This window comes from uncultured Luteimonas sp. (genome assembly GCF_947492465.1).
Taxonomy (GTDB): domain Bacteria; phylum Pseudomonadota; class Gammaproteobacteria; order Xanthomonadales; family Xanthomonadaceae; genus Luteimonas.
On sequence record NZ_CANLNF010000003.1, the window covers coordinates 280,911 to 305,240 of the forward strand.

Genomic DNA, 24,330 nt, shown 5'->3' on the forward strand with positions numbered 1-24,330 from the left:
GTCACGCCTCCCCTGCCGGGGCCGGCGCCGACGGCGCGCGCGGACGCACCGGCGCGGTCGAGCCGCGCACCACCAGCTGCGGCACGAAACCCTGGTTGGCCGGCTCGGCGGCATCCTGGCGCAGGCTGGCGATGAGCATGCGCGCGGCGTGGCGCGCGATCTCCTCGGTGGCCTGCTTGGCCGTGGTCAGCGCCGGCCACGACTGGCGCGAGAACGGGCTGTCCTCGAAGCCGGCGATCGACAGGTCGTAGGGCACGTTCATTCCGGCCGACTTGGCCGCGGCCAGCACGCCCGCGGCGATCTCGTCGTTGGAACCGAAGATCGCGGTCGGCGGTTCGCGCAGCGCCAGCAGCCGGCGCGCGCCGCGGAAGCCGTCGTCGAAGGTGTAGTCGCCGGGAACCACCAGGTGCTTGTCGAGCGCGATGCCGTAGTCCTTCAGCGCCTGCTCGTAGCCCAGGTAGCGCTCGGAACTGGAGCGGTGCTCCTGTCCGCCCCACAGGAAGCCGATGCGCTGGTGGCCCAGCTGGATCAGGTGTTCGGTGATCTCGTAGGCGGCGTCGCGGTCGTCGACGTAGACGCAGGGGTGGCCGTCGCGCGGATCCTCGACGCCCGCGATGATGCGCGTGGCGCGCACGCCGGCCCGCTCCAGCGCCTCGATCAGTTCCACCCGCTCGGAGATCGGCGCGGTCAACACCAGGCCCGCCAGGCGCGAACGCTGCACCAGCTCCACGAGTTCCTCGGCCAGCAGCGGCGAACTGGCATCGCAGGGATGGATCTGCAGGCCGAACCCGGTTTCGCGGCAGGCCGAGAGCACGCCGTTCTGCAGGCCGATGATGTGGTACGGGTTGGGGTTGTCGTAGACCAGGCCGATCACGTAGGCGCTGGCGCTGCGCAGGTTGCGCGCCGAGGGATCGGGTTCGTAGTCGAGTTCGGCGATCGCCTGCAGCACGCGCGCCCGGGTCGCGGGCAGCACGGCCGGTTCGTTGTTGATCACCCGCGAGACCGTCTTGAGCGATACCCCGGCCCGTTCGGCCACGGTGCGGATGGTCGGCTTGCGCGGGCTGCCCTGCTCGTCGTTCACACCCATGGCGCGATTCCTGTGTCCTGTCCCCATGCTCTGTGACTAACGTTGTCATACTTCGCGGCAGGATGCCAGCGACAGCGGGCTTTCACCGCGTCCACCCTGCGCAGTGCGCTGCTGTCCTGCAGCATGGGACATGCCGACACGGACACGCCAAGCGCGGACATCACGACCGGATTACGCCGTTCTGCATGATGATCCATCACGTCGTTACATCATCATTCTGCATGTGTGCCGAATCGCGCGGCAACAGCGCATGGTGTTGACGACGCGCTTGACATCGTTGTCACGGCGTCGACACTGACCCCCGCACCCGGCAGTCCGCCACGTGCCCGCCAGGAGTCCCCGTGGGAGCAAGCACCCGCCCCGTGTCCGTCAGCCCCCGCCCGCACCACGGGGCCGCGCCACTGCTTGCCGCGGATGTCGGTGGCACCCACGTGCGGGTGGGCCTGGTGGATGCCTGCGCCCCCGACACGCTGCAGCACTACCGCCGGTATGCCTGCGCCGACTTCGCCGGCCTGGCCGAGGTGCTGCAGGCCTACGTGGTCGCCGTCCCCGCGGCGGCGACCGTCCGGCGAGGCGTGCTCGCCACGGCCGGCCACGCGCGCGAGGACGGGTCGGTGCTCTCGGTCAACCTGCCCTGGCCGGTCGTCCCGATGCACATCCGGACCGCGCTGGGCTTCGACGAGCTGGCCCTGGTCAATGATTTCGAAGCGCTGGCCCATGCCGGCGCCGCCACCGATGCGCACGTGCTGCTGCGCCTGTCCGGTCCGGAGGTCGCCCCTGCCGGGCCGGTCCTGGTGGTCGGGCCGGGCACCGGGCTGGGCGCCGCGGTCCGCATCCCGGGCAGGCATGGCCTGGTCCAGGTGCTGGCCACCGAGGCCGGGCAGGCCTCGCTCACCGCGACCACCGACCTGGAGATGGCGGTCCTGCGCGAGTTCCTGCGCGAGCGCCGGCACGTCCCGATCGAACATGCCCTGTCCGGCCCCGGCCTGCTGCGCCTGCACCTGGCGCTGGCCCGGGTGCGGGGGATCGCGCCCACGCAGGCAACACCCGACGCGATCAGCGCCGCCGCAGGCGCTGGCGCTGGCGACGTCCTGGCGCACGACACGCTGGAGCTGTTCTGCGCCCTGCTCGGCGGCGCGGTCGGCGACATGGCGCTGCTGTATGGCGCGCGCGGCGGCGTACAGCTGGCCGGCGGGATCCTGCCGCAGATCCGCGATTTCCTGGCCCGCAGCAGCTTCGTGCCGCGGTTCCTGGACAAGGGGCCGATGCGCGAATCGCTGCTGCGGATTCCCCTGACCCTGGTCGAGCACGGCCAGCTGGGCGTGATCGGCGCCGCCAGCTGGTACCTCGCCCGCGGTCGCGACCACGACGCACACGAGCAGGCGCGAACGGACGCGCGCCCGACCTGACCCCGGTCCGCGCGTCCGCCGCTGCGCGGGTGCACTGACCAGCCATGGGCCGCCGGAACCCCCGGCCAGCGGCCACAGCCCTACCCATTTTCGAAGGGAGAGAACCGCCATGAAGTACCGCACTTCCATGCTGTCGGCCGCGATCGCCGTGTGCCTCGGGGTTTCCGCGCAGGCACGGGCACAGGACGCCACCACCACCGACACCGCGCCCGCGGAGGCGAGCGAACTGGACCGCGTGGTCGTCACCGGCATCCGCGCCAGCCTGCAGCAGGCGCTGGACACCAAGCGCAACTCCGACGCCATCGTCGACGTGATCACCGCCGAGGACGTGGGCAAGTTCCCGTCGACCAACGTGGCCGAGGCGATCACCATGATCCCGGGCGTCACCATCGACCGCCTGTTCGGACAGGGCGAGCGCGTCAGCATCCTCGGCACCGACCCGGCGCTCAACCGCACCCTGCTCAACGGCCAGTCCGTCGCCTCGGCCGACTGGTTCATCCTCGACCACCCCAGCCGCACCTTCAACTATTCGCTGCTCGCGCCGCAGATCGTCGGCAAGGTGACCGTCTACAAGTCGCCCGAGGCCCATATCGACGAAGGCTCGATCGGCGGCACGGTGATCGTGGACACGCGCCGGCCGCTCGACCTGGACGACAACGTCGTGTTCGGCGGGCAGCTGGGCTACCTCTACAACGACCGCGACGAGGATGGCGAGCCGCAGGGTTCGCTGATGTTCGGCTGGAAGAACCAGGCCGAGACCTTCGGCCTGATCGTCTCCGCGCAGCGCCTGGACGAAACCATCCGCCGCGATGGCATCGAGGCCTATGGCAGCGTCTCGGCCCGCGACTACCGCGACGGCCAGGGCGGCGGCGGTTCGGTCAACAACCTGCCACCGGACTGGTCGCAGCCGCCGATCCCGGGGGGCGGCCAGCCGACCTTGCCCGCCTCCTGCGTGGGCGCCTGCGCGGAGACACTCGAGGCCAACCTCGACGCGCGCGGCCCCAACTCGCTCAGCGCCTCGTTCTTCGAGCAGCAGCGCGAACGCAACAGCTATTCGCTGGCCCTGCAGTTCCAGCCGGTCGACGAGCTCGACATCGAATTCAACGCGCTCAAGATCGATGCCAGCTACGACAACATCAACCAGTCGATGTTCGCGTTCATGGGCAATGCCTGGAACAGCCTGATGCGGCTGACCGACGTGACGGTGGAGGACGGCATCATCACCCGCGGCACCTTCCGCAACGCGCTGTCGGTCTACGACATGCAGAACCGCAAGTCCACGGTCGAGACCGAGTCCTACGACCTGAAGGCGAAGTGGGACAGCGAGCGCTGGTTCGTCTCGGCGCACGTCGGCACCACCGAGGCCACCGGCGGCACCGACCAGCAGGTGTTCGGCGAATTCCTCAACTGGGCCGACTACAGCTACGACATCAGCCGCGCGCCATCGCAGCCGGGCACCCTGACCTACCACGGACGCAATCCGTTCACCGATCCGTCCGCGTTCCGGATGGACGGCGGCTGGGGCGCAGACCCGACCCAGCCGCCCCCGTCCTGGAATCCGGGCTGGGGCGGCAACATCGTGTTCAAGCCGACCCGCGACGAGGAAACCTACGGCCAGGTCGACCTCGGGATCCGGCTCGACTCGCCGGTGTACATGCTGCGCTTCGGCGCCAAGCGTCGCGAACACGAAACCGAGCAGAAGATGGGCGGCGTGTCGCTGGCGTCGGTCGCCGGCTACGGCGATGCCACGGCGGACATGTTCAATCCGCAGCCGGTGCCGGACAACTACCTCGGCGGCTTTTCCGGCTACGGCGACCTGGGCGATCGTTTCTACATCGACGGCTGGGCGCTGGCCGACTACATCCTCAGCGGCGACTGGCTGGCGCCGTGGCAGACGATGCCCGAGCCCAGCACGTTCAACGACCCGTCGTTCGCGGCCAACACCTGGCGCATCGTCGAGGACATCAACGCCGCCTACGTGCAGGCCGATTTCAGCTGGAACGGTCTTCGCGGCAATGTCGGCCTGCGCTACGTGCGGACCGATACGGAGAGCCACAGCTGGCAGTGCGTGCGTACCGACGCACCGCCGCCCTGTCCGGCGGACGGCTATGCGCCCAGCGTGGTCGGCAAGCAGTACAGCAACGTCCTGCCCAACGTGAACCTGGCCTACGACCTGGCCGACGACGTGGTGCTGCGGTTCTCCGGAGCGAAGGTCATCGCGCGGCCGAACTACAGCGACATGTCCAGCTACCTGTGGCTGGGCGACCAGACCCTGACCGGCGGTGGCGGCAACCCGGAACTGGATCCATACGAGTCGACCAACTTCGACGTCTCGGCCGAGTGGTACTTCGCCGAGGACGCGATCCTGGCCGGCTCGCTGTTCTACAAGGACGTGGACAACTACATCCTGACCACCACGCGTGCGGAAGAGCACTTCAACCAGGCGTTGAACCGCGTGACCACGTACCAGGTCGCGCGCCCCGACAACGCCGGCACCGCCAAGATCCAGGGCTTCGCGCTCGCCTGGCAGCAGCAGCTCGCGGCCGGCTTCGGCCTGATCGCGAACTACACCTACGCCGATGCCGAATCGAGTTCGGGCGATCCGATGCCCTACAACTCGAAGAACCAGCTCAACATCAGCCCGTACTTCGAGAACGAGCGCTTCAGCGCGCGCCTTAGCGCCTCCTGGCGGTCGGAATACTTCACCAACGTCGACCGCGGCGACAACCTCTGGGTGCGTCCGTACACGTCGATGGACCTGTCGCTCGGCTACCGCTTCACCGACAGCGTCAGCCTGAACTTCGATGCGATGAACCTGCTCGACGAGGCCTACCACAGCTATGCCGATACCGAGCGCCTGACCCGCGGCGTCTACCGCTCCGGGCGTCGCTACCTGACCACGCTGCGCGTCCAGTTCTGACGGCCCCTCCCGCTCGAGCCGTCCTCCCGGTGGGCCCGGATGTGTCCGGGCCCTTTTTTCTTCTCCAGGACGCGGCGATTCCGGCCGGCCGTGCGCCCGCCGTCCCGCGCTTCGCAACGGCATGCGCCCGATCGAGGAACGAGATGCACCTGATTCCAGCTATGCGACTGTCCGTGTTCGCGCTGTGCTGCTGCGGCCTGCTTGCCGCGTGCAGCGGTCGCGCCGCGCCCCTTGCCGGCAACCACGCTGAAGCCGTCGCCACGCCGGCGCTGATTCCCGCACCCGCCTCGCTGGTGCCTCACGAAGGCAGCTTCCGCTTCGACAGGACGACGCATCTACACGCCGAGGGCGGCGTTGCGCGCAACGTCGCCGCCGGATTCGGCGCGATGGTGGAGGCGAGCCACGGCTTCGCGCCGGTGTTGGCAGCAGACGGCACGGCTGGCGGGATCCGCTTCGCGATCGATCCGGCGATTTCGCCCGGCGCAGCGGAAGGCTACCTGCTCGAAGTCGGGCCCGAGGGCGTGCGCGTGGCCGCCAGCGACGAGCGCGGGCTGTTCTACGGCGCGGTGACGCTCTGGCAACTGCTGTCGTCGGCCGAAGGCGGGACGGTGCGCATCCCGGCGCTGCGTATCGAGGACGCGCCCCGCTTTGCCTGGCGCGGCTTCATGCTCGATTCGGCGCGCCACTTCCAGAGCGTCGAGCAGATCAAGACCCTGCTCGACGCGATGGCGATGCACAAGCTCAACACCTTCCACTGGCACCTGACCGACGACCAGGGCTGGCGCATCGAGATCAGGCGCTATCCCAGGCTGACGGAAGTCGGCAGTTGCCGCGCCGCGGCCGGCCAGGCCGGTCGGAAACCCGACGGCAGCCCGCACCTGTATTGCGGCCACTACACGCAGGAGCAGGTCCGCGACGTGGTCCAGTACGCCGCGGCGCGCCACATCACCGTGGTGCCGGAGATCGACGTGCCTGGCCATGCGCAGGCGGCGGTGGCGGCCTACCCGGAACATGGCGTCGTCGATGGCCCCACCCGGCCGTCGCACGATTGGGGCGTCAACCCCTACCTGTTCAACCCGGGGGAGCCCACGATGGAGTTCCTGGAGAACATCCTGGCCGAGGTGATCGAACTCTTCCCGGGCCCCTACGTCCATATCGGCGGCGACGAGGCGGTGAAGTACCAGTGGCAGGAGTCTTCCGACGTGCAGGCCTACATGCGTGAACTCGGCCTGCGTGACGAGGAGGCCATGCAGTCCCACATGCTCAAGCGGCTGGAGCGCTTCCTGGCCTCGCACGACCGCAAGCTGATCGGCTGGGACGAGATCATCGAAGGCGGCCTGCCCCCGCACGCCACGGTGATGTCGTGGCGCGGGATCGAGGGCGGGATCGAGGCGGCCACGCATGGCCATGACGTGGTGATGGCCCCCGGCCACACGCTGTACCTGGATTTCCTGCAGACCAACCTTCCCGAGGAACCGCCGGGCAGGCCGAAGTTCACCTCGATGCAGAAGATCTACGCGTTCGATCCGGTCCCGGCCGGGCTCGAACCGGCGCAGCGCAAGCACGTGCTGGGCGTGCAGGCCAACATGTGGACCGAACACACCCGGACATTCGCACGTCTGCAGCACAATGTGTTCCCGCGCATGGCAGCACTGGCGGAGATCGCGTGGACGCCGCCGGGGCGCAAGGACTACGGCGATTTCCTCTCGCGCCTGCCGGCGCAGCTGCAGCGCTACCGCGCCTCGGGAATCGCCTACGGCCAGACCGCGCTGTCGGTTGCGATGACGCGCGAGGATGACAGGATCGAAGGCACCGTCACCGTGGAGCTGTCCAACCCGCTCGGGTATGACGATATCCGCTACACCACCGACGGCAGCACGCCCACTGCACGGTCGCCGGGGTACAAGGCGGCGCTGACCGTGCCGGTACCGACGGTACTGAAGGCGATGACCTTCGTCGATGGCAGACCACTGGCCGATACAGCCACGCACTGGAACCTCGACATCGCGTCGCAGCTGAGCCGTACCGACAAGCAGCTGGCGCAATGCCCCGACGGCGGCCGGCTGGTGCTGAGGTTGGAAGACGACAATCCGCTCGACGGTCCGCGCGAGAACTTCGACGTCTCCATCTTCCATCCGTGCTGGCGATGGCCGGACGCGCAGCTTGAAGGCATTGCCTCGGTGAAAGTGCGCGCAGGCCGGATTCCGTACAACTTCGGCCTCCTCCGCGAGGAGGAAGCGCAACGTCGCTTCCGCGCACCGGTGGCCGCGCACGGCGAGTTCGAGCTGCGTGCCGGATGCGAAGGCCCGGTCCTGGCATCCGCCCCGCTCCCGGCCCGGCCCGGCCCGGACGGCTTCGTGGAACTGCAAGCGCCATTGCAGTCCGCCCCTCCCGGCCGCACCGACCTGTGCCTGACCTTCAGCGGCGACACCCGCCCGCAGATGTGGGTGCTGAACCGGGTCAGCCTGCAGACCGCGCGCTGAAGCCCCTCCGTGGCGAAGCCCTCGGGATTGCGATGACCGATCGACTTCCTCCCCGCAAAGTGGGAAGGAAGTCGGCGGAACGCCCTGGACCCTCGCCACCCATCGGGTCCGGAACAGGCGAAGCGCGCGGGTTCGACTCCAGTCGCTAGTCGCTCCCGCTGTTCCGTCCCCGGTCGATCCGCAGCAGCAGGTCGTGCAGCGGGGTCAGGCGCGTGCCCAGTCCGGCGATCACGCCCAGGGTGTTGGCCAGGGCGTCCTTCGTCTCGGCCATCCGGTCGACGGTCAGCGTGCCCTGGGCGTACTCGATGCCGATGCCCAGCAGCACCAGGCCCAGGCCCGCGCCGAGCAGCGCCGGCCATCCGCGGAACAGCTGCACCGCGCTCGCGGCCAGCGCGAAGTAGGCCAGGAAGTGCGACCACTTGTCGCTGCCATCGAACTCCGGCATCGGCGGTGGCGGCATCAGCGACGACACCACTACGGCGGCGATCGCCAGGCACCACAGCGCGGCCCAGAACCGCGGATGCCGCAGTGGCTTGAGCGAACGCCCCGGCCGGTATGCCGGTCGCGGCCGCCGGCTCACAGGCGGAAGCACAGGTCGCCGAGCAGGAAGGCCGCATCCAGCGGCACGTCGCGCGCGAAGCCCATCACCTGGAAGCGCTCGCCCATCCCGCCGGGCACGGTCAGCGCCTTGGCCTGCTGGCGCAGCGCGTAGCGCGCGGCTTCGTCCGGCGCGTCGGCCTCGTGTGCGGCCAGGCGTTGCTCCAGGCCATTGCCGATCAGGAAGCTCGCCTGCGAACAGTAGCCGGCCAGCTCGAAGCCGGCCCCGGTGCCGGCTTCGGCGAGCGCGGTGAAATCCACCGAGGCGGTGATGTCCTGCAGGCCCACGCGCGCCAGCACGTCCTCGACCAGGCGATGGCGATGGAAGGCGCGCAGGGTGCCGTCGCGGCGGCGCGGATCGTAGTACTCGCGGCGCGGGTAGCCGTAGTCGACGAACAGCAGCGCACCCGAACGCATGCCGCCGGCCACCGCCTGCAGCCAGTAGGGCAGCTGCGGCAGCAGCTCGGCGCGGTGGCCGTCGGCGAACGGCCCGTCAAGCTGGCTCTCCACGTGGCGCACGGCCGCCGACAGCAGCGCGTCGGCGGGACGGTCGATGCGCGCGAAGCCATCGCCATCGAGCACGACGTGCTCCTCGAACACCTGCCCGCGCTGCATCGCGAAGCGCGGCGTGGGCAGCGCGTCCAGCACCTCGTTGGCGAACAGCACGCCGTTCCAGTCGTCGGGCATCGGTCCCTGCAGCCATTCGACGCGCTCGAACGCGGCCGCCGGCAGCGCGCGCGACAGATGCGCGTGCTGGCGCTCACGCAGGTCGGCGCTGGGTTCGAGGATGGCGTAGCGCGCCGGCATCGCGTCGAGTTCGAGCAGGTGCGCGATGGCGTCGCCGGCGAAGCGGCCGCTGCCCGCGCCGACCTCGAGGAAGCGCGCCTGCGGACCGCACTGCCGCAGCGCCGGCGCCAGCGCGGCCGCCACGCACTCGGCGAACAGCGGGCCCAGTTCGGGCGCGGTGACGAAATCGCCGGCGGCGCCGAACTTGGTCGCGCCGGCGCTGTAGTAGCCCAGCCCCGGCGCGTACAGGGCCAGCTCCATGAAGCGCCAGAACGGGATCGCGCCGCCGGCCGCGGCGATCTGCTCGCGGATCAGCGCCTGCAGGCGCGCGCTGTGGTCGAGCGCGTCGCTCGTGGGCGTGGAATCGGACATCGGCAACGTCTGCGGCGACAATGCATCAGGATAACGGCAATCCGGAGCCCGCCATGTCGACCCCGCCCCGCGTCGCCCTGGTCACCGGCGGCGCGCGCCGCCTCGGTGCGGCCATCGTGCGCCGGCTGCACCGGGCCGGGTATGCCGTCGTCGTGCATTGCCGCCAGTCGGGCGCGGAGGCCCAGGCGCTGGTCGCCGACCTGGAGGCCGCGCGCCGCGGCAGCGCGCGGGTGCTGGAGGCGGACCTGGCCCGCTTCGACGCGCTGCCCGAGCTGGTGGCGCACACGGTCGGGCAGTTCGGCCGGCTCGATGCGCTGGTCAACAATGCGGCCGCGTTCTTCCCCACCCCGATGGGCACGGTGACGCCCGCGCAGTGGGACACGCTGCTGGCGACCAACCTGCGCGCGCCGTTCTTCCTGGCCCAGGCCGCGGCCCCGCACCTGAAGGCCGCGCGTGGCGCGATCCTCAACATCAGCGACGTGTACGCGCGCCAGCCGCGCGCCGACCTGGCCGCCTACGCGATCAGCAAGGGCGCGCTCGAAGCGATGACCCGCGCGCTGGCCGCCGCCCTGGCGCCCGAGGTGCGGGTCAATGCGCTGGCGCCGGGCGCGATCCTGTGGCCGGAGGACGCGCCCGACCCGGCGCTGCAGGCGCGGATCCTTGCCCGCACCGCGCTGGGCCGGACCGGCGGGCTGGACGAGATCGCCGCGACCGCGCTGTGGCTGCTGCGCGATGCGCAGTACACCACCGGCTCGGTGGTCGCCGTCGACGGCGGCCGCGCGCCGCTGTAGCCATCCGGCTGCGGGACCGGCCGATGCCGGCCCCGCGCGTCTCAGCCCGCCTTCGGCAGGAAGGCCTGCTCCAGCCCCGCGTCGCGGAACGCGGCCGGGGTTTCGTGCGAGACGGCGTAGCGGTACAGCGCGGCCGAATAGATGGCGCTCAGCGCCGCCTGGTAGATGCCCACCAGCAGCACCGCCAGCAGGAACAGCGCGCCCACCACGACCGCCAGCGCGAACGAGGCCTGCGCCGCGAGCAGGGTCAGCGCCACGCCGACCAGCACGAAGGCGAAGGTGATCAGGCCGAACGCCGCGCCGATGCCGACCTGCCCGACCGCGTTCTCGCCCCAGGTGCGCTTGAGCAGCGACACGCTCTCCTTGAGCGCATCGACCGGGCCGACGTTGCGCGAGACCAGTACCGGGACCACGAGGAAGGTCGCCAGCGTCCACGCCGCGCCCAGGCCGCTGCCGGCCAGGCGCACGAGGAAGTTGTTGTCCTTGCTCTTGAGCGCCTGCAGCAGCACGCCGACGGTGGCGGCGATGGCGGCGTAGCCCAGGATCGAGGGAATCTTCGCCCTGGCCGCGTTGAAGCCGTCGGCCAGGGTGGGATCGCCGCCGTCCAGGCGGATCATCGCCGCGCCCACCAGCGCGCAGTTGAAGAAGATCATCACGCTGTACTGGACGAAGTAGAACAGGAAGCCGAACACCACCCCGCCCAGGCCGATGCCCTCTGCGAAGATCCGCAGCGCGAACATCGGCAGCAGGAAGGTCGCCAGCACCACCAGGGTGGCGATGCCGGAGATCACCGGGAACAGCATCAGCTCCTTGTCCGAGCGCAGCACCGAAGCGCTGGCCTTGACCAGGTCCCAACTGCGGGAAAACTTCTCGAACATGGCATGTCTCCGGTGGATGGTCCGCATCCTGCCCGGCGCACGGAGCGCCCGCAATGCGGGGATGCAGGTGGAAGACGCGGCGGGCGGCGCCGATGTGACGGACAAGGACGCCGGGACCCCTTCCCTGCGAGCGGACACGCCAGCGACGGGTACCACCGCAGGCGCGCACCCGCCGCGCTACCGAGGGCGCTCAGCCCAGCGCCACCCGCTCGAAGGCCACGTCGTGGTCCGGATGCGCCGCCCACAGCGCGGCGATGGTGTCTTGGGAGACGGGATGGCGCGCGTCCGGCGCGATGTCGGCCAGCGGCTTGAGCACGAAGGCGTGGCGCAGCTCGTCGCGCGGCACGCGCAGCACCGGCGTGGTGCCGGCCGCGGTGGCGGGTCCGGGCCCTTCGGCGACCAGGTCGCCGAACAGCACGATGTCGATGTCCAGGGTGCGATCGCTGTAGCGCGGGCCGCTGCGGTCGCGGCCGTGCGCGTCCTCCAGCGCGTGCAGCCAGGCGTTGAGCGCGTGCGCGTCGAGGTCGGTGCGCAGCGCGGCGGCGGCGTTGAGGAAGTCCGGGCCGTTGTAGCCCACCGCCGGGAACCGGTAGCAGGGCGAGACCAGCAGTTCGCCGAAGCGCGCGCGTAACGCCTGCACCGCCGCGGGCAGGTGCCGCCCGGGTTCGAGGTTGCTGCCGAGGCTCAGGTAGGCGGTATGCATGGCGCGCTCCGGAAGGGCGTCCATGATCGCGCATCGGGCCGCCCGGCGGCGAGCGTGGTGCGGCGCCGGCGGCCTCAGCGCGCCGCGGTGGACGAAGACCCGGCGCGGTGCAGGTTGACGTCCAGCGGGGCGTCGCCCATCGCCTGGTACACGCGCAGGCCGAACTCGGGCAGGATCGCCAGCAGGTGGTCGAAGATGTCGGCCTGGATGCCTTCGTAGGCCGCCCAGGCGGTGTCGTTGCTGAAGCAGTAGACCTCCAGCGGCAGGCCTTCGGCGGTGGGCTGCAGCTGCCGCACCAGCAGGGTCATGTCCTGGCTGATGCTGGGATGGTGGCGCAGGTACTGCTCCACGTACGCGCGGAACGTGCCCAGGTTGGTGACCCGGCGACGGTTGACCGGCTCGGCGCCGCGCTCGGCCAGGGTCGCGTTCCACTCGCGGATCTCGGCCGCCTTGCGCTCGAGGTAGCCGTCGATCAGCACGAAGCGGTGCATCCGCGCCACCTCGCCTTCGTCCAGGAACCGCACCGAGCGCTGGTCCAGGTACAGCGCGCGCTTGATCCGGCGGCCGCCCGACTCGCTCATGCCGCGCCAGTTCTTGAACGAGTCGCTGATCAGCTTCTTGGTCGGGACGGTGGTGATCGTCTTGTCCCAGTTCTGCACCGTCACCGTGTGCAGGGCGATGTCGATCACATCGCCGTCGGCGTTCTGGCTGGGCATCTCGATCCAGTCGCCGATGCGCACACGGCCGTCGTTGCTGATCTGCACGCTGGCCACCAGCGAGAGGATCGTGTCCTGGAAGATCAGCATCAGCACCGCCGTCGCCGCGCCCAGGCCGGTGAGGATGTGCAGGAACTGCGCGCCGATCAGGGTGGCCACGATCGAGATCGCGACCAGCACGAACATGATGATCTTGGCCACCTGCAGGTAGCCCTTGATCGGCTTGTTGCGTGCGTCCGGGCGCCGCTCGTAGACCTGGTTGATCAAGTCCAGCGCGCGCGACACCGACAGCGCCACGGTCAGCACGATGAAGGCCTGGCACAGCGCGCGCACCACCGACACCACCTGCGCGGGCAAGTCCGGCACCATCGAGATGCCGGCCGCGATCACCAGCGCCGGCACCACGTTGGCCAGGCGCGGGATCACCCGCATCTGCACGTGGCTGCCATGCGCCTCGCCGCGCGCCGTGGTCGCGCGCAGGGCGCGCTGGATGCCGCGCAGCAGCACCCGCTTGGTCAGCCAGTTGGCCAGCCAGGCGGCCGCCAGCAGGGCGACGAGGACCACGGCCGGGTAGGCCCACGGGTAGGGCGCGAGCGCCGCCTGCAACGTCTCCAGCTGGTCCAGCAAATCGGTCTCCTGCTTCAGGTGGCGCGCGAGCGCTCGATGATGACGCCGACCGCGCGCGCGCCGCGCACCGCGCCCGGCTTGCTCAGCTTCAAGCGTAACCAACCGATGTTGAACTCGGCCATCACGATCTCCGCGCAGCGCTCGGCCAGCGTTTCCACCAGCCCGAAATCGGACTGCGACACGTACTCGACCAGGCGCTTGCTCACCGCCTTGTAGTTGAGCGTGTCGGCGATGTCGTCGCTCGCGGCCGGCACGCGGTTGTCGAAGCCCATCTCCAGGTCGAACACCAGCGTCTGCCGGATCCGCCGTTCCCAGTCGTAGATGCCGATCAGGGCATCGATCTCGAGCGCTTCGATGAAGACTTTGTCCATGGGGAGCCGGGATTCGGAATTCGGGATTGGGGATTCGGAAAGCACGCGGCACTCGCTCTTCCCAATCCCCAATCCCCAGTCCCCAATCACGTCGCTGCCGCCACCGGTGGCAGCGATGCCATGTCCCAGCGCGGCGTGACGTGCACGGCCGGGCCGTCGTGCTGGCCCGCCTGCAGCCGCAGCGCGCCGGCGAAGGCGATCATCGCGCCGTTGTCGGTGCACAGCGACGGATGCGGGAAGCAGGCGCGGCCGCCACGCGCCTGCGCCATGTCCTGCAGCTTCGCGCGCAGGCGGCGGTTGGCGCCGACGCCGCCGGACACCACGATCACGTCGCTGCCGGCCGCATCCAGCGCGCGCCGGCACTTGATCGCCAGGGTGTCGACCACCGCCTCCTCGAAGCCGCGTGCGATGTCGGCCCGGGTCTGCGGCGACTGGTCGGACTGCTGCCAGGCCAGCAGCACCTGGGTCTTGAGTCCGCTGAAGCTGAAGTCCAGGCCGGGGCGGTCGGTCATCGGCCGGGCGAAGCGGAACCTGCCGGGCGTGCCCTGTTCGGCCTGCGCGGCCAGCTGCGGCCCGCCCGGGTAGGGCAGGCCCATGAGCTTGGCGGTCTTGTCGAAGGCCTCGCCCGCGGCATCGTCCAGGGTCTCGCCCAGCAGCCGGTAGCGGCCGATGCCGTCGACCGCGACCAGTTGGGTATGCCCGCCCGACACCAGCAGGGCCACGAACGGCGGCTGCGGCGGGTCGTCCTCCATCAGCGGCGCCAGCAGGTGGCCTTCCATGTGGTGCACGCCCACGGCCGGCACGTCCAGCGCCCAGGCCAGCGAGCGGGCCACGCCCGCGCCCACCAGCAGGGCGCCGACCAGGCCAGGCCCAGCGGTGTAGGCCACGCCGTCGATGTCGCCGACGGCCAGGCCGGCCTCGGCCAGGGTCTGGCGGACCAGCGGCAGCAGCTTGCGTACGTGGTCGCGGCTGGCCAGCTCGGGGACCACCCCGCCATACTCGGCGTGCAGGGCGATCTGGCTGTAGACGGCGTGGGCGAGCAGGCCACCGCCGGCGCGGGCGGTGTCGTAGACGGCCACGCCGGTCTCGTCGCAGCTCGATTCGATGCCAAGGACCTTCATGCGGGGGAGATGGGCGCCCGGTTGCACCGTTGCAAGACGAGCGGCTATCATACGCGGCTCCCCTGGCCGTCCGGGCCGGGAGGTGCGAGTCCTTCGCAGAGACCGGCCCATCGTCGGCCGGCCTTCCCAAGAGCCAGAGATTCCTATGCCCAGCGTCAAAGTCCGCGAAAACGAGCCTTTCGAGTTTGCCCTGCGTCGCTTCAAGCGCACCTGCGAGAAGGCCGGCGTCCTCGCCGAGACCCGCAAGCGCGAGTTCTACGAGAAGCCGACCCAGGAGCGCAAGCGCAAGGCCGCCGCCGCGGTGAAGCGCCAGGCGCGCCGTGTGTCGCGCGACGTCACCAAGCGCCAGCGCCTGTACTGAGCCGCGACGCTTCGCCAGAAGCCGGCACGCGCGAGCGTGGCCGGCTTTTTGTGTTCTGGGCGCAGCCGCCATCGGCGACCGGATCCGGAGCGCCGGCGTCCCGCAACGGCCCGATCGGCGCCGCTTCCTCCCTCCTCCCCAACCGGCCGCAGCCATGACCCTGAAACAGCAGCTCACCAACGACATGAAGGCCGCGATGAAGGCCGGCGACAAGGATCGCCTGGGCGTGATCCGGCTGGTCAATGCCGCGATCAAGCAGCGCGAAGTCGACGAGCGCATCGAGCTCGACGACGCCGCGGTGCTGGCCGTGCTGGAGAAGATGCTCAAGCAGCGCAAGGACTCGGTGAGCCAGTACGAAGGCGCCGGCCGCGAGGACCTGGCCGCCATCGAGCGCGCCGAGATCGCCGTGATCCAGACCTACCTGCCCGCGCAGCTGGACGAGGCGCAGATCCTGGCAGCCATCGACGATGCGATCGCCACGACCGGCGCCAGCGCGCCGGCCGACATGGGCAAGCTGATGGGCGTGCTCAAGCCCGCGCTGGCTGGCCAGGCCGACATGGGCCTGGTGTCGAAGCTGGTGAAGCAGAAGCTGGCGGGCTGAGCCCCGACCCCGCCGGCGCGTCCCGCGCCCCTTCGACGCGCGGCCCGCCTCGGCCGCGCAGTGCCGGCCTGGCTTCGACGCGCGGCCCGCCTCGGCCGCGCAGTGCCGGCCTGGCGCGGCGGCCGCGGCATGGCGCCGCCGGCGCATCGCGCGCACGATCGGCGCACAATCGGCCGCATGCAGCCTGCCGACATCGTCCTCCGTCCCGCGCGCCCCGACGACGTGGGCGCGATCCTCGCCCTGATCCGCGGCCTGGCCGAATACGAGCAACTGGCGCACGAGGTGCAGGCCGACGAGGCGCAGCTGGCGGCCACGCTGTTCGGCCCGCGTCCCTGCGCCGAGGTCGTGCTGGCCGAAGTCGATGGCGCGGCCGCCGGATTCGCGCTGTTCTTCCAGAACTATTCGACCTTCCTCGCCAGGCCGGGCCTGTACCTGGAGGACCTGTTCGTGCAGCCCCGCTACCGCGGCATGGGCATCGGCCGGCGCCTGATGGCGCGGCTGGCGCGGCTGGCGGTGGAGCGCGGCTGCGGACGTTTCGAGTGGTCGGTGCTGGACTGGAACGCCCCGGCGATCGGCTTCTACCGGCGGATCGGCGCGGTGGGCATGGAAGGCTGGACCACCCAGCGCCTCAGCGGCGAGGCGCTGCGCAGCCTCGCGGCCGACGGCACGGCGGGCGCCACGGACTGAGGCCCCTCGCGCCCTCCGGCGGGCCGCACGCTGACGCCGGGTCGACGGCGCCTCCGCGATCATCCGGGTCATGCAAGCCAAGCAGAAGCTCCAGCACCTGACCGAACGCTTCCAGGCCAGCCTGCCCGGCGCGCTGGTGCAGCGCTTCGTCGAGGCCGGTCTGATGACCCAGGCCGCCTCGCTGGCGTTCTACGCGCTGCTGTCGCTGGCGCCGCTGCTGGTGCTGCTGCTGTGGATCACCGCCTCGCTGTATCCACCCGCGCAGCAGTCGCTGATCGACCAGATCGGCGATCTCGCCGGTCCCGGCGCATCGACCGTGGCCAGCACCGTGATCCGCAACGCCACGGAGCAGCCCGACATGGGCTCGCTGGCCGGCGCCTGGAGCACGGTGCTGCTGTTCGTCGGCGCGACCGTGGTGTTCGCGCAGCTGCAGGGCGCGCTCAACCTGATCTTCCGCAGCGAGGCGCAGCGCTTCACCGGCCTGCCGGCCTGGCTGCGCAAGCGCGTGTTCTCGCTGGGCGTGGTGCTGGCGATCGGCTTCCTGTTGGTGCTGTCGATGGTCGCGACCACGGCGCTGCAGGTCGCCTTCGCGCGCCTGCCCTCGCTGCTGCCCGCGGTGGGCTACGTCACCACCTTCGTGCTGTACGTGATCACCTTCGCCTTCCTCTACCACTACCTGCCCGATCGCCGGGTCGCCTGGCCGCAGGCCTTCCTCGGCGGCGCGATCACCGCCGCCCTGTTCGCCACCGGGCGCTGGCTGATCGGCCTGTACCTGGCCCAGGCCGCGCCGGGGAGCGCCTACGGCTCGATGGGCGCGCTGGTGCTGCTGCTGGTGTGGATCTACTACGGCAGCGTGGTGTTCTTCGTCGGCGCGCTGCTGACCGCGGTGATCGACGAACGCGCCAACGCCCGGCCCGAAGCGCACCGGCCACGCCCGGCGCCCGCCGGCACCCTGTAGCGACGCTGCGGCCGCTGCCGCCGATTCCGTCGTCCCCGTGTCGCGCGCACGCCTGGCGGATTGCGGGCGGCGACGCGGCGCGGCACCGCGCGATCGCGCCACGACAGGGCGGCGCCGGCGCCGCGCGCGCATACACTAGCCGCATGGCCCGGATCCCCGACGCATTCATCGACGACCTGCTCGCCAGGACGGATATCGTCGAGGTGGTCAATGCGCGCGTGCCGCTCAAGCGGCAGGGCAAGGAATACTCGGCGCGCTGCCCGTTCCACGACGAGCGCTCGCCCTCGTTCACCGTCTCGCCGACCAAGCAGTTCTACCACTGTTTCGGCTGCGGCGCGCACGGCACCGCGATCTCGTTCCTCATGCAGTACGACCGGCTCGAGTTCCTCGACGCGGTCGACGAGCTGGCGCGCCAGGCGGGCATGGAAGTGCCGCGCGAGACCCAGCAGCGCAACGCCAATCCCGACACCCAGGACCTGTTCAACGCGCTGGAGGCGGCGTCGCGTTTCTTCCAGCGCCACCTCGCCGGCAGCGACAGGGCGCGCGCCTACCTCGACGCCCGCGGCGTGGGCGAGGCGGTGCGTGCGCAGTTCGCGATCGGCTACGCGCCCGACGGCTTCTCCGCGCTGAAGGACGCGCTGGGCACGGATCCCAGGCGCCTGCAGCTGCTCGAGCGCGGCGGCATGCTGTCGAAGAACGACCGCGGCCACGTCTACGACAAGTTCCGCGACCGGGTGATGTTCCCGATCCTGGACCGCCGCGGGCGGGTGATCGCGTTCGGCGGCCGCGTGCTGGACGCGCCAACCGACGGCAGGGACGCAGGTCCGAAGTATCTCAACTCGCCCGAGACCCCGCTGTTCCACAAGGGGCGCGAGCTGTACGGGCTGTGGCAGGTGCGGCAGGCGAACCCGAAGATCGAACGCCTGATCGTGGTCGAAGGCTACATGGACGTGATCGCGCTGTTCGAGCACGGCGTCAGCCAGGCCGTGGCCACGCTCGGCACCGCGACCACGCCCGACCACGCCGAGCTGCTGTTCCGCAACGCACCGGACGTCTACTTCTGCTTCGACGGCGACCGCGCCGGGCGCAGCGCGGCGTGGAAGGCGGTGGAATCGGTGCTGCCGCGCATGCGCGAGGGCCGGCAGGCCTTCTTCCTGTTCCTGCCCGAAGGCGAGGATCCGGACAGCATCGTGCGGAGCGAGGGCGCGCAGGGCTTCGACGCGCGGCTGCGCGACGCCACGCCGCTGTCGCGGTTCTTTTTCGACACGGTGTCGGCCGGGGTCTCGCTGTCCACGCTCGACGGCAAGGCGCGGCTGGCCGAGCGCGCCAAGCCGCTGCTGGCGCAGATCCCGGACGGCGCCTTCGGCGACCTGATGCAGCAGCGCCTGACCGAACTCACCGGCGTGGGCGCGCGGCCGCCGCCCGCCGAAACGCGCGCGCCGATCCGCGGCCGCGGCAGCCAGCCGCTGGCGCCGCCCAAGCGCAGCCTGGTGCGCAGTGCGATCTCGCTGCTGCTGCAGCAGCCCTCGCTGGCCCTGGACCTGGCGCCGCCCTACCGCTTCGTCGCCCTGCGCCAGCCCGGCATCGAACTGCTCACCGAGCTGATCGCCCTGGTCAGCATGCGCCCGGACATCACCACCGGCGCGCTGCTCGAACATTTCGCCGACCGCGAGGACGGCGCCGCGCTGCAGAAGCTGGCCAGCCACAGCATGCCGGGCGACGTGGCGCACTGGCGCGAGGAGTTCCAGGACGCGATCGCCCAGCTCGACCGCCAGACCCTGCAGCAGCGCGTCGACGAGCTGCAGGAAAAGCAGCGCGGCCCCGGCCTGGACGAGGCGGACAAGACCGAACTGCGGGAGCTGCTGCAGGCGCGGCGATAGGCGAGCGCGACGCAGCCCAATCCCACGGCGACCTGACTCTCCCCCACCCCAACCCTCCCCCGCTTGCGGGGGAGGGAGCAGTGACAGGCTACCGCCGCGACGCACTGCCCCTTCCCCCGCGGCCGGGCATTGCGCCCTTCACGGCTGGGAAGGCTGGGATGGGGGCAGGCGGGCGCGACGCAGTCCATTCCCGCAGCGACCTGATGCGCCCGCACCCCAGCCCTCCCCCGCTTGCGGGGGAGGGAGCAGTGACAGGCTACCGCCGCGACGCACTGCCCCTTCCCCCGCGGGCGGGCATTGCGTCCTTCACGGGTGGGAAGGTTGGGATGGGGGCAGGCCGGCGCGACGCAGTCCAATCCGACAGCGACCTGATGCGCCCCCACCCCAACCCTCCCCGCTTGCGGGGGAGGGAGCAGTGCCTTGCCGTCGCCGCGACGCACTGCCCCTTCCCCCGCGGGCGGGCATTGCGCCCTTCACGGGTGGGAAGGTTGGGATGGGGGCAGGCCGGCGCGACGCAGTCCAATCCCACAGCGACCTGATGCGCCCCCACCCCAACCCTCCCCCGCTTGCGGGTGAGGGAGCAGTGCCTTGCCGCCGGGATGGGGGCAGGCCGTGGCGATAAGCCCCGATCCCGGCCACCCGCGCAGCCCTAGGGCACTCCCCAGCTGTTTCGGCGCGCCGGCGCGGCCGATCATCACGCCATCGATCATGCGGCGCGCGTGCGCCACGGAGATGCGTCATGTCCGATCCGGTCGGCGATGCCACCAACACCATCCAGGACAACCTGTCGGAAGGCTGGAGCGACTGGGACGTCAGCCATGGCGATCTCACGGAGAACAACCGCGTCTTGGCCGGGCTCACCCCCGAGCAGCGCAACGAGGTCATCCAGCAGCTGGGCGATGGCGACCTCGACAAGTGGGCCGACGAGATCCACGGCACCATGGGCGACCTGAGCGCCAGCGAGCGCCAGGACCTGTTCAACTCCCTCGCCGAAGGCCTGGATGGCGAGCAGCTGGCGCGCGTCACCGCCGCGTTCGAGGGCCACGGCGGCAGCATCGCCGAACTCGGCCGCGCCATCGGCGAACGTGCGCCGGCCACCGTGCGCGTGGACTACGTCGAGCGCATGGCCACGCAGACCGACAGCGGCGACAAGACCGGTATCGACGCCGGCTTCGGCTACGCCAGTTCCACCCAGGCCGACCCGGAAGCGGTCGCGGTGGGCCAGGTGCTGGCCAGCCTGTCCGACGATCCGGCTTCGTTCGACAAGGCCGTGGCCGCGCTCAGCGACGGGCAGCTCGAGTCGGTGCTCGAGAGCGCCGCCGGCAGCAGCATGACCACGGTGACCGGCGGCTACGGCGCCAGCGCCACCAGCGTCGACTACGACCCGGCCCTGCTCGCCGACATCGTCAACGCCGCCGCGCGCAGCGACGATGTCGCCACCAAGGCGCGCGTGTTCGAAGGCGCCGCCGGGCAGCTGCAGGACATCCAGGATGCCGGCGGGATGATGACCCCGTACGTCGGCCAGGACGCGGACGTGTCGGCAGTGGCCGATGCGATGGGCAACCTGCTCGCCAGCGATCCCAACGGCATCGTGACGCAGCTGCGCACCAACAACGATCCGTCCGGCCAGGCGATGGTGTCCTACACCGCCGGCCTGCTCGCCAGCGGCCAGGAAGACCGCGTGCGCGACACCATCGTGCGCCTGCAGCAGGGCAACGACGGCAGCGGCAATGCCTACGATGCCTTCAAGGATCCGGTGGTCTCGCGCAACCTGGGCTACTTCACCGGCGCCACCGCCGCCGCGATCAACGACATCACCAGCGACCGCGAAGCCCAGGCCGACATGCTGAAGAACATCTTCGGCGCGGGCTTCGGCGCCGCCGGCGCGGCCAACCCCGCGGCGGGCGTGATCGCCTCGGTGGGCAACGGCATCACCGCGCAGGCGATCGACTCGATCGTCGATGCGGTGGCCGACGGCGACAAGGAGCTCAAGCAGGCGCTGTACGAACTGGGCATCCCGCGCGATGCCAGCGGCGCGATCAACGACGACGGCCCCGGCGTGGACAGCTACAACGCCGCCTTCGCCGCCGTGGCCGAGGCCAACCGCTGAGCCTGCATGCGTCCCGCGATGCCGCGTGGACGCGCGGGGCGCTAAGCTGCCGCTTCCCTCCCGGTCCACGCAGCCGATGCATGCGCCCTTCCGCCCACTCGTCCTGGCCCTGTTCTGCGCCGCGCTGGCCGGCACCGCCTGCGGCACGCGTGCCGACATGAGCGTTCCGCAACTGACCCCGCCGGCGGGCGCGACCCGCTACGCCGTCGACGACGCCAGCACCGACCGCGTGTCGCTGGCTTTTGCCGACCTGCACGCCTCGTTGCGCACGCTCGGCGACGGCCGCTGGACGCCGACCTACTACAGCCTGTCCGACGGCAGCGACTGGACCGCGCTGCGCGACGACCTCGACCGCCAGGCCCGCGACGCCGGCTGGCAACCCGAGCCGGGGCTGACCCCGACCGGCACCGCGGGCTATCCGCGCGCGGCCTGGACCGACGGCAAGCAGCGGGTGGCCGCCGCCCTGGTCGAAGCCCCGGAAGGCAGCGACGGCGCGACCGTGCTGATGGTGCTCACGCCGCGGGAGTAGGCGACCGCGCCGGCAGCCCGCCGCCGCGATCCGCCCGTTCCCCCGCGTGCGCGAGATCAGTCTCTGCTCTGCTCCTTCCCCCGCGTGCGGGGGAAGGTTGGGATGGGGGCAACGAAGCCGCGCCACCCTCCACGCAACGCGACCTGATGCACCCCCACCCCAACCCTCCCCCGCAGGCGGGGGAGGGAGCAAGCGTGCAGCACACCCAGCCTGCAACGGCTGCCCGACGCGCCAATCTCGACTAGCCTGTGGCCACCCTCTTCCCGGGAGCCACCCATGCGCCTGACCCCGCCGATCGCCAGCCTGGCCCTGTGCCTGGCGCTGGCGCTGCCCGTCTCGGCCCAGACTGCCCAGACTGCCCAGACTGCCCAGGCCGGCCAGCCCGCCTCCATCGACGCGCCCACCGCCGTCGAACGCAAGGAGCAGGGCAACCGCGTCACCGAGAACATCCCGGAGATCCCCGCCGAACTCGTCGAACGGCTCAACCGCTACCAGAACACGCGCGGCGCCTCGGTCGATGGCTGGACCGGCGAGGGCTGCCTGCTCGTCTCCACCCGCTTCGCCGAGACCAGCCAGGTGCACCGCGTCTGCGAACCGCTGGCCATGCGCGAGCAGCTGACGTTCTATCGCGAGCCCGTCGCCGGCGTGCGCGTCGCCCCGCCCGGCGCGCCGCGCGACGGATTCGTGTTCGGCAAGGACCGCGGCGGTGACGAGTTCTCGCAGCTGTACTGGTTCGATGCGCGCACGCGCGAGGCCACCCTGCTCACCGACGGCAAGCGCAGCCAGAACGGCGGCACCGTGCTCAGCCGCGATGGCAGCCGCATGGCCTGGAGCAGCACCTCGCGCAACGGCACCGACCGCGACATCTGGCTGCGCGACCTGCGCAGTGGCCAGTCGCGCCTGCTGCTGCAGGAAGGCGGCAGCTGGAGCGCGCAGGACTTCTCGCCCGACGGCAGCCGCCTGCTGGTGACGAAGTACGTCTCGGCCAACGAGTCGTACCCCGGCGAGGTGGACGTCGCGACCGGTCGCGTGCGCATGTTCCCGATCGACGGCGGCAAGGCCGCGTTCGACGGCTTCCGCTATGCGCCCGACGGCGAGGGCGTGTACTACGTCTCCGACGAGCCGGTGGCCGGCGTGCCCAGCGAGTTCCGCACCCTGCGCCACCACCGCCCCGGCCAGGGCGCGCCGGTGCAGCTGAGCACCGCGCCGTGGGGCGTGGATGCCTTCGAACTCTCCGGCGACGGCCGCCACCTGGCCTATGTCACCAACGAGGACGGCATCCACCGGCTCACCGTGCTGCCCCTGCCGTCGCATGCGCCGGTGGCACTGCCCGAACTGCCGGTGGGCCTGATCGGCGGCCTGGAATTCTCGCCCGACGGCCAGCGCCTGGCGGTGACCCTCAACACGTCCACCTCGCCCAGCGACGCCCACGTGATCGACCTGCGCACCGCCACCCTGGCGCGCTGGACGAAGAGCGAAGTGGGCGGCCTGGACACCGGCCGCTTCGTCGCGCCCACCCTGGTGCGCTACTCCACCTTCGACAGCGTGGACGGCCAGCCGCGCACCATTCCCGCCTTCTACTACCGTCCCTCGAAGCCGGCACCGGCGGGCGGCTACCCGGTGGTGGTCAGCATCCACGGCGGCCCGGAATCGCAGGCGCGCCCCGGCTTCAATGCCAGCATCCAGTTCCTGCTCGACGAACTGGGCGTCGCGGTGCTGGTGCCCAACGTGCGCGGCTCCTCGGGCTACGGCAAGACCTGGCTCACCCTCGACAATGCCGACCGGCGCGAGGACTCGGTCAAGGACATCGGCGCCCTGCTCGACTGGATCGCGACGCAGCCCGAACTCGACGCCTCGCGCGTGGGCGTGAGCGGCGGCAGCTACGGCGGCTACATGGTGCTGGCCTCGCTGATGCACTACAGCGACCGCATCCGCGCCGGCATCGACATCGTCGGCATCTCCGACTTCAGCACCTTCCTCACCAACACGGAGGAATACCGCCGCGACCTGCGCCGCGCCGAATACGGCGACGAGCGCGACCCGGCCATGCGCGCCGTGTTCGACCGCATCTCGCCATTGAAGAACGCGCACCGCATCGACGCCCCGCTGTTCGTCGCACAGGGCAGGAACGATCCCCGCGTGCCCTACACCGAAGCCGAACAGATCGCCGCCGCCGTGCGCGCCAACGGCAAGCCGGTGTGGTTCCTGATGTTCAACGACGAGGGCCACGGCTTCCGGAAGAAGAGCAACAGCGACTACTTCGGCGCCGCATCCATCCTGTTCTGGCAGCGGCACCTGCTGGGCGAATAGGCTGCGGGGAAGCGTTGCGGGAAGCCGGGTGAT

General features: G+C 70.9%; 20 protein-coding genes. 12 read left to right on the forward strand and 8 right to left on the reverse strand.

Annotated features, from left to right (window positions below):
- Position 1: 1 nt before the first annotated feature.
- Positions 2-1,087, reverse strand: a complete 1,086-nt coding sequence (locus Q0863_RS09270) for a LacI family DNA-binding transcriptional regulator (RefSeq protein WP_298577485.1) — start codon at positions 1,085-1,087, stop codon at positions 2-4.
- A gap of 362 nt (positions 1,088-1,449) precedes the next feature.
- On the opposite strand from Q0863_RS09270, the gene Q0863_RS09275 reads away from it, so the two are divergent.
- The 3 genes from Q0863_RS09275 to Q0863_RS09285 all read left to right on the forward strand — a co-directional run bounded on the left by Q0863_RS09275 (position 1,450) and on the right by Q0863_RS09285 (position 7,899).
- The gene (locus tag Q0863_RS09275) at positions 1,450-2,496 is read left to right on the forward strand and encodes a glucokinase (RefSeq protein WP_298577487.1); all 1,047 of its coding nucleotides are present in this window, start codon (positions 1,450-1,452) and stop codon (positions 2,494-2,496) included.
- Positions 2,497-2,605: 109 nt separating this feature from the next.
- On the forward strand, positions 2,606-5,416 hold the full coding sequence (locus Q0863_RS09280; protein WP_298577489.1) for a TonB-dependent receptor: 2,811 nt from the start codon (positions 2,606-2,608) through the stop codon (positions 5,414-5,416).
- Positions 5,417-5,577: 161 nt separating this feature from the next.
- The gene (locus Q0863_RS09285; protein WP_298577492.1) at positions 5,578-7,899 is read left to right on the forward strand and encodes a family 20 glycosylhydrolase; all 2,322 of its coding nucleotides are present in this window, start codon (positions 5,578-5,580) and stop codon (positions 7,897-7,899) included.
- Between the two features lie 145 nt (positions 7,900-8,044).
- Here the strand turns inward: Q0863_RS09285 and Q0863_RS09290 are convergent, their stop codons facing one another.
- Both Q0863_RS09290 and Q0863_RS09295 read right to left on the reverse strand, forming a co-directional pair.
- Positions 8,045-8,479, reverse strand: coding sequence for a VanZ family protein (locus Q0863_RS09290; RefSeq protein ID WP_298577494.1), 435 nt, complete (start codon positions 8,477-8,479; stop codon positions 8,045-8,047).
- Positions 8,476-9,654: an SAM-dependent methyltransferase gene (locus Q0863_RS09295; protein WP_298577496.1), complete on the reverse strand. Its 1,179-nt coding sequence runs from the start codon at positions 9,652-9,654 to the stop codon at positions 8,476-8,478. The genes Q0863_RS09290 and Q0863_RS09295 overlap by 4 nt, the downstream gene beginning before the upstream one ends.
- Before the next feature lie 53 nt (positions 9,655-9,707).
- On the opposite strand from Q0863_RS09295, the gene Q0863_RS09300 reads away from it, so the two are divergent.
- Positions 9,708-10,445 carry a pteridine reductase gene (locus Q0863_RS09300; RefSeq protein ID WP_298577498.1) on the forward strand — a complete coding sequence of 246 codons (738 nt, stop codon included), beginning with the start codon at positions 9,708-9,710 and terminating at the stop codon, positions 10,443-10,445.
- A 41-nt stretch (positions 10,446-10,486) separates the two neighbouring features.
- On the opposite strand, the gene Q0863_RS09305 is transcribed toward Q0863_RS09300, so the two are convergent.
- From Q0863_RS09305 to tsaD, 5 genes are all read right to left on the reverse strand, one after another.
- Positions 10,487-11,323 carry a DUF6159 family protein gene (locus Q0863_RS09305; RefSeq protein ID WP_298577500.1) on the reverse strand — a complete coding sequence of 279 codons (837 nt, stop codon included), beginning with the start codon at positions 11,321-11,323 and terminating at the stop codon, positions 10,487-10,489.
- A 190-nt stretch (positions 11,324-11,513) separates the two neighbouring features.
- Positions 11,514-12,026, reverse strand: coding sequence for a 2-amino-4-hydroxy-6-hydroxymethyldihydropteridine diphosphokinase (gene folK, locus Q0863_RS09310; protein WP_298577803.1), 513 nt, complete (start codon positions 12,024-12,026; stop codon positions 11,514-11,516).
- Between the two features lie 74 nt (positions 12,027-12,100).
- A complete protein-coding gene (locus Q0863_RS09315) occupies positions 12,101-13,369 on the reverse strand; it encodes a mechanosensitive ion channel family protein (protein ID WP_298577502.1) in 1,269 nt (422 codons plus the stop codon).
- A 14-nt stretch (positions 13,370-13,383) separates the two neighbouring features.
- Complete coding sequence (gene folB, locus Q0863_RS09320) at positions 13,384-13,740, reverse strand: dihydroneopterin aldolase (protein WP_298577504.1); 357 nt, start codon at positions 13,738-13,740, stop codon at positions 13,384-13,386.
- An 86-nt stretch (positions 13,741-13,826) separates the two neighbouring features.
- The gene (gene tsaD, locus Q0863_RS09325) at positions 13,827-14,861 is read right to left on the reverse strand and encodes a tRNA (adenosine(37)-N6)-threonylcarbamoyltransferase complex transferase subunit TsaD (protein ID WP_298577506.1); all 1,035 of its coding nucleotides are present in this window, start codon (positions 14,859-14,861) and stop codon (positions 13,827-13,829) included.
- A gap of 145 nt (positions 14,862-15,006) precedes the next feature.
- On the opposite strand from tsaD, the gene rpsU reads away from it, so the two are divergent.
- The 8 genes from rpsU (at position 15,007) to Q0863_RS09365 (ending at position 24,297) form a co-directional block, all read left to right on the forward strand.
- Entirely contained in the window at positions 15,007-15,222 is a 216-nt protein-coding gene (rpsU, locus tag Q0863_RS09330; RefSeq protein WP_047138278.1) for a 30S ribosomal protein S21, read from the forward strand.
- A gap of 154 nt (positions 15,223-15,376) precedes the next feature.
- Positions 15,377-15,823: a GatB/YqeY domain-containing protein gene (locus tag Q0863_RS09335; protein WP_298577513.1), complete on the forward strand. Its 447-nt coding sequence runs from the start codon at positions 15,377-15,379 to the stop codon at positions 15,821-15,823.
- A 177-nt stretch (positions 15,824-16,000) separates the two neighbouring features.
- Entirely contained in the window at positions 16,001-16,510 is a 510-nt protein-coding gene (locus Q0863_RS09340) for a GNAT family N-acetyltransferase (protein ID WP_345780522.1), read from the forward strand.
- Between the two features lie 70 nt (positions 16,511-16,580).
- Complete coding sequence (locus tag Q0863_RS09345) at positions 16,581-17,468, forward strand: YihY/virulence factor BrkB family protein (RefSeq protein ID WP_298577517.1); 888 nt, start codon at positions 16,581-16,583, stop codon at positions 17,466-17,468.
- A 143-nt stretch (positions 17,469-17,611) separates the two neighbouring features.
- A complete protein-coding gene (gene dnaG, locus Q0863_RS09350; RefSeq protein ID WP_298577519.1) occupies positions 17,612-19,348 on the forward strand; it encodes a DNA primase in 1,737 nt (578 codons plus the stop codon).
- Positions 19,349-20,087: 739 nt separating this feature from the next.
- Positions 20,088-21,458 (forward strand): hypothetical protein, encoded by a 1,371-nt coding sequence (locus Q0863_RS09355; RefSeq protein WP_298577521.1) that lies wholly within the window; start codon positions 20,088-20,090, stop codon positions 21,456-21,458.
- A gap of 76 nt (positions 21,459-21,534) precedes the next feature.
- A complete protein-coding gene (locus Q0863_RS09360) occupies positions 21,535-21,987 on the forward strand; it encodes a hypothetical protein (RefSeq protein WP_298577524.1) in 453 nt (150 codons plus the stop codon).
- A gap of 276 nt (positions 21,988-22,263) precedes the next feature.
- Positions 22,264-24,297 (forward strand): prolyl oligopeptidase family serine peptidase, encoded by a 2,034-nt coding sequence (locus tag Q0863_RS09365; RefSeq protein ID WP_298577526.1) that lies wholly within the window; start codon positions 22,264-22,266, stop codon positions 24,295-24,297.
- The last annotated feature ends 33 nt before the right edge of the window (positions 24,298-24,330 follow it).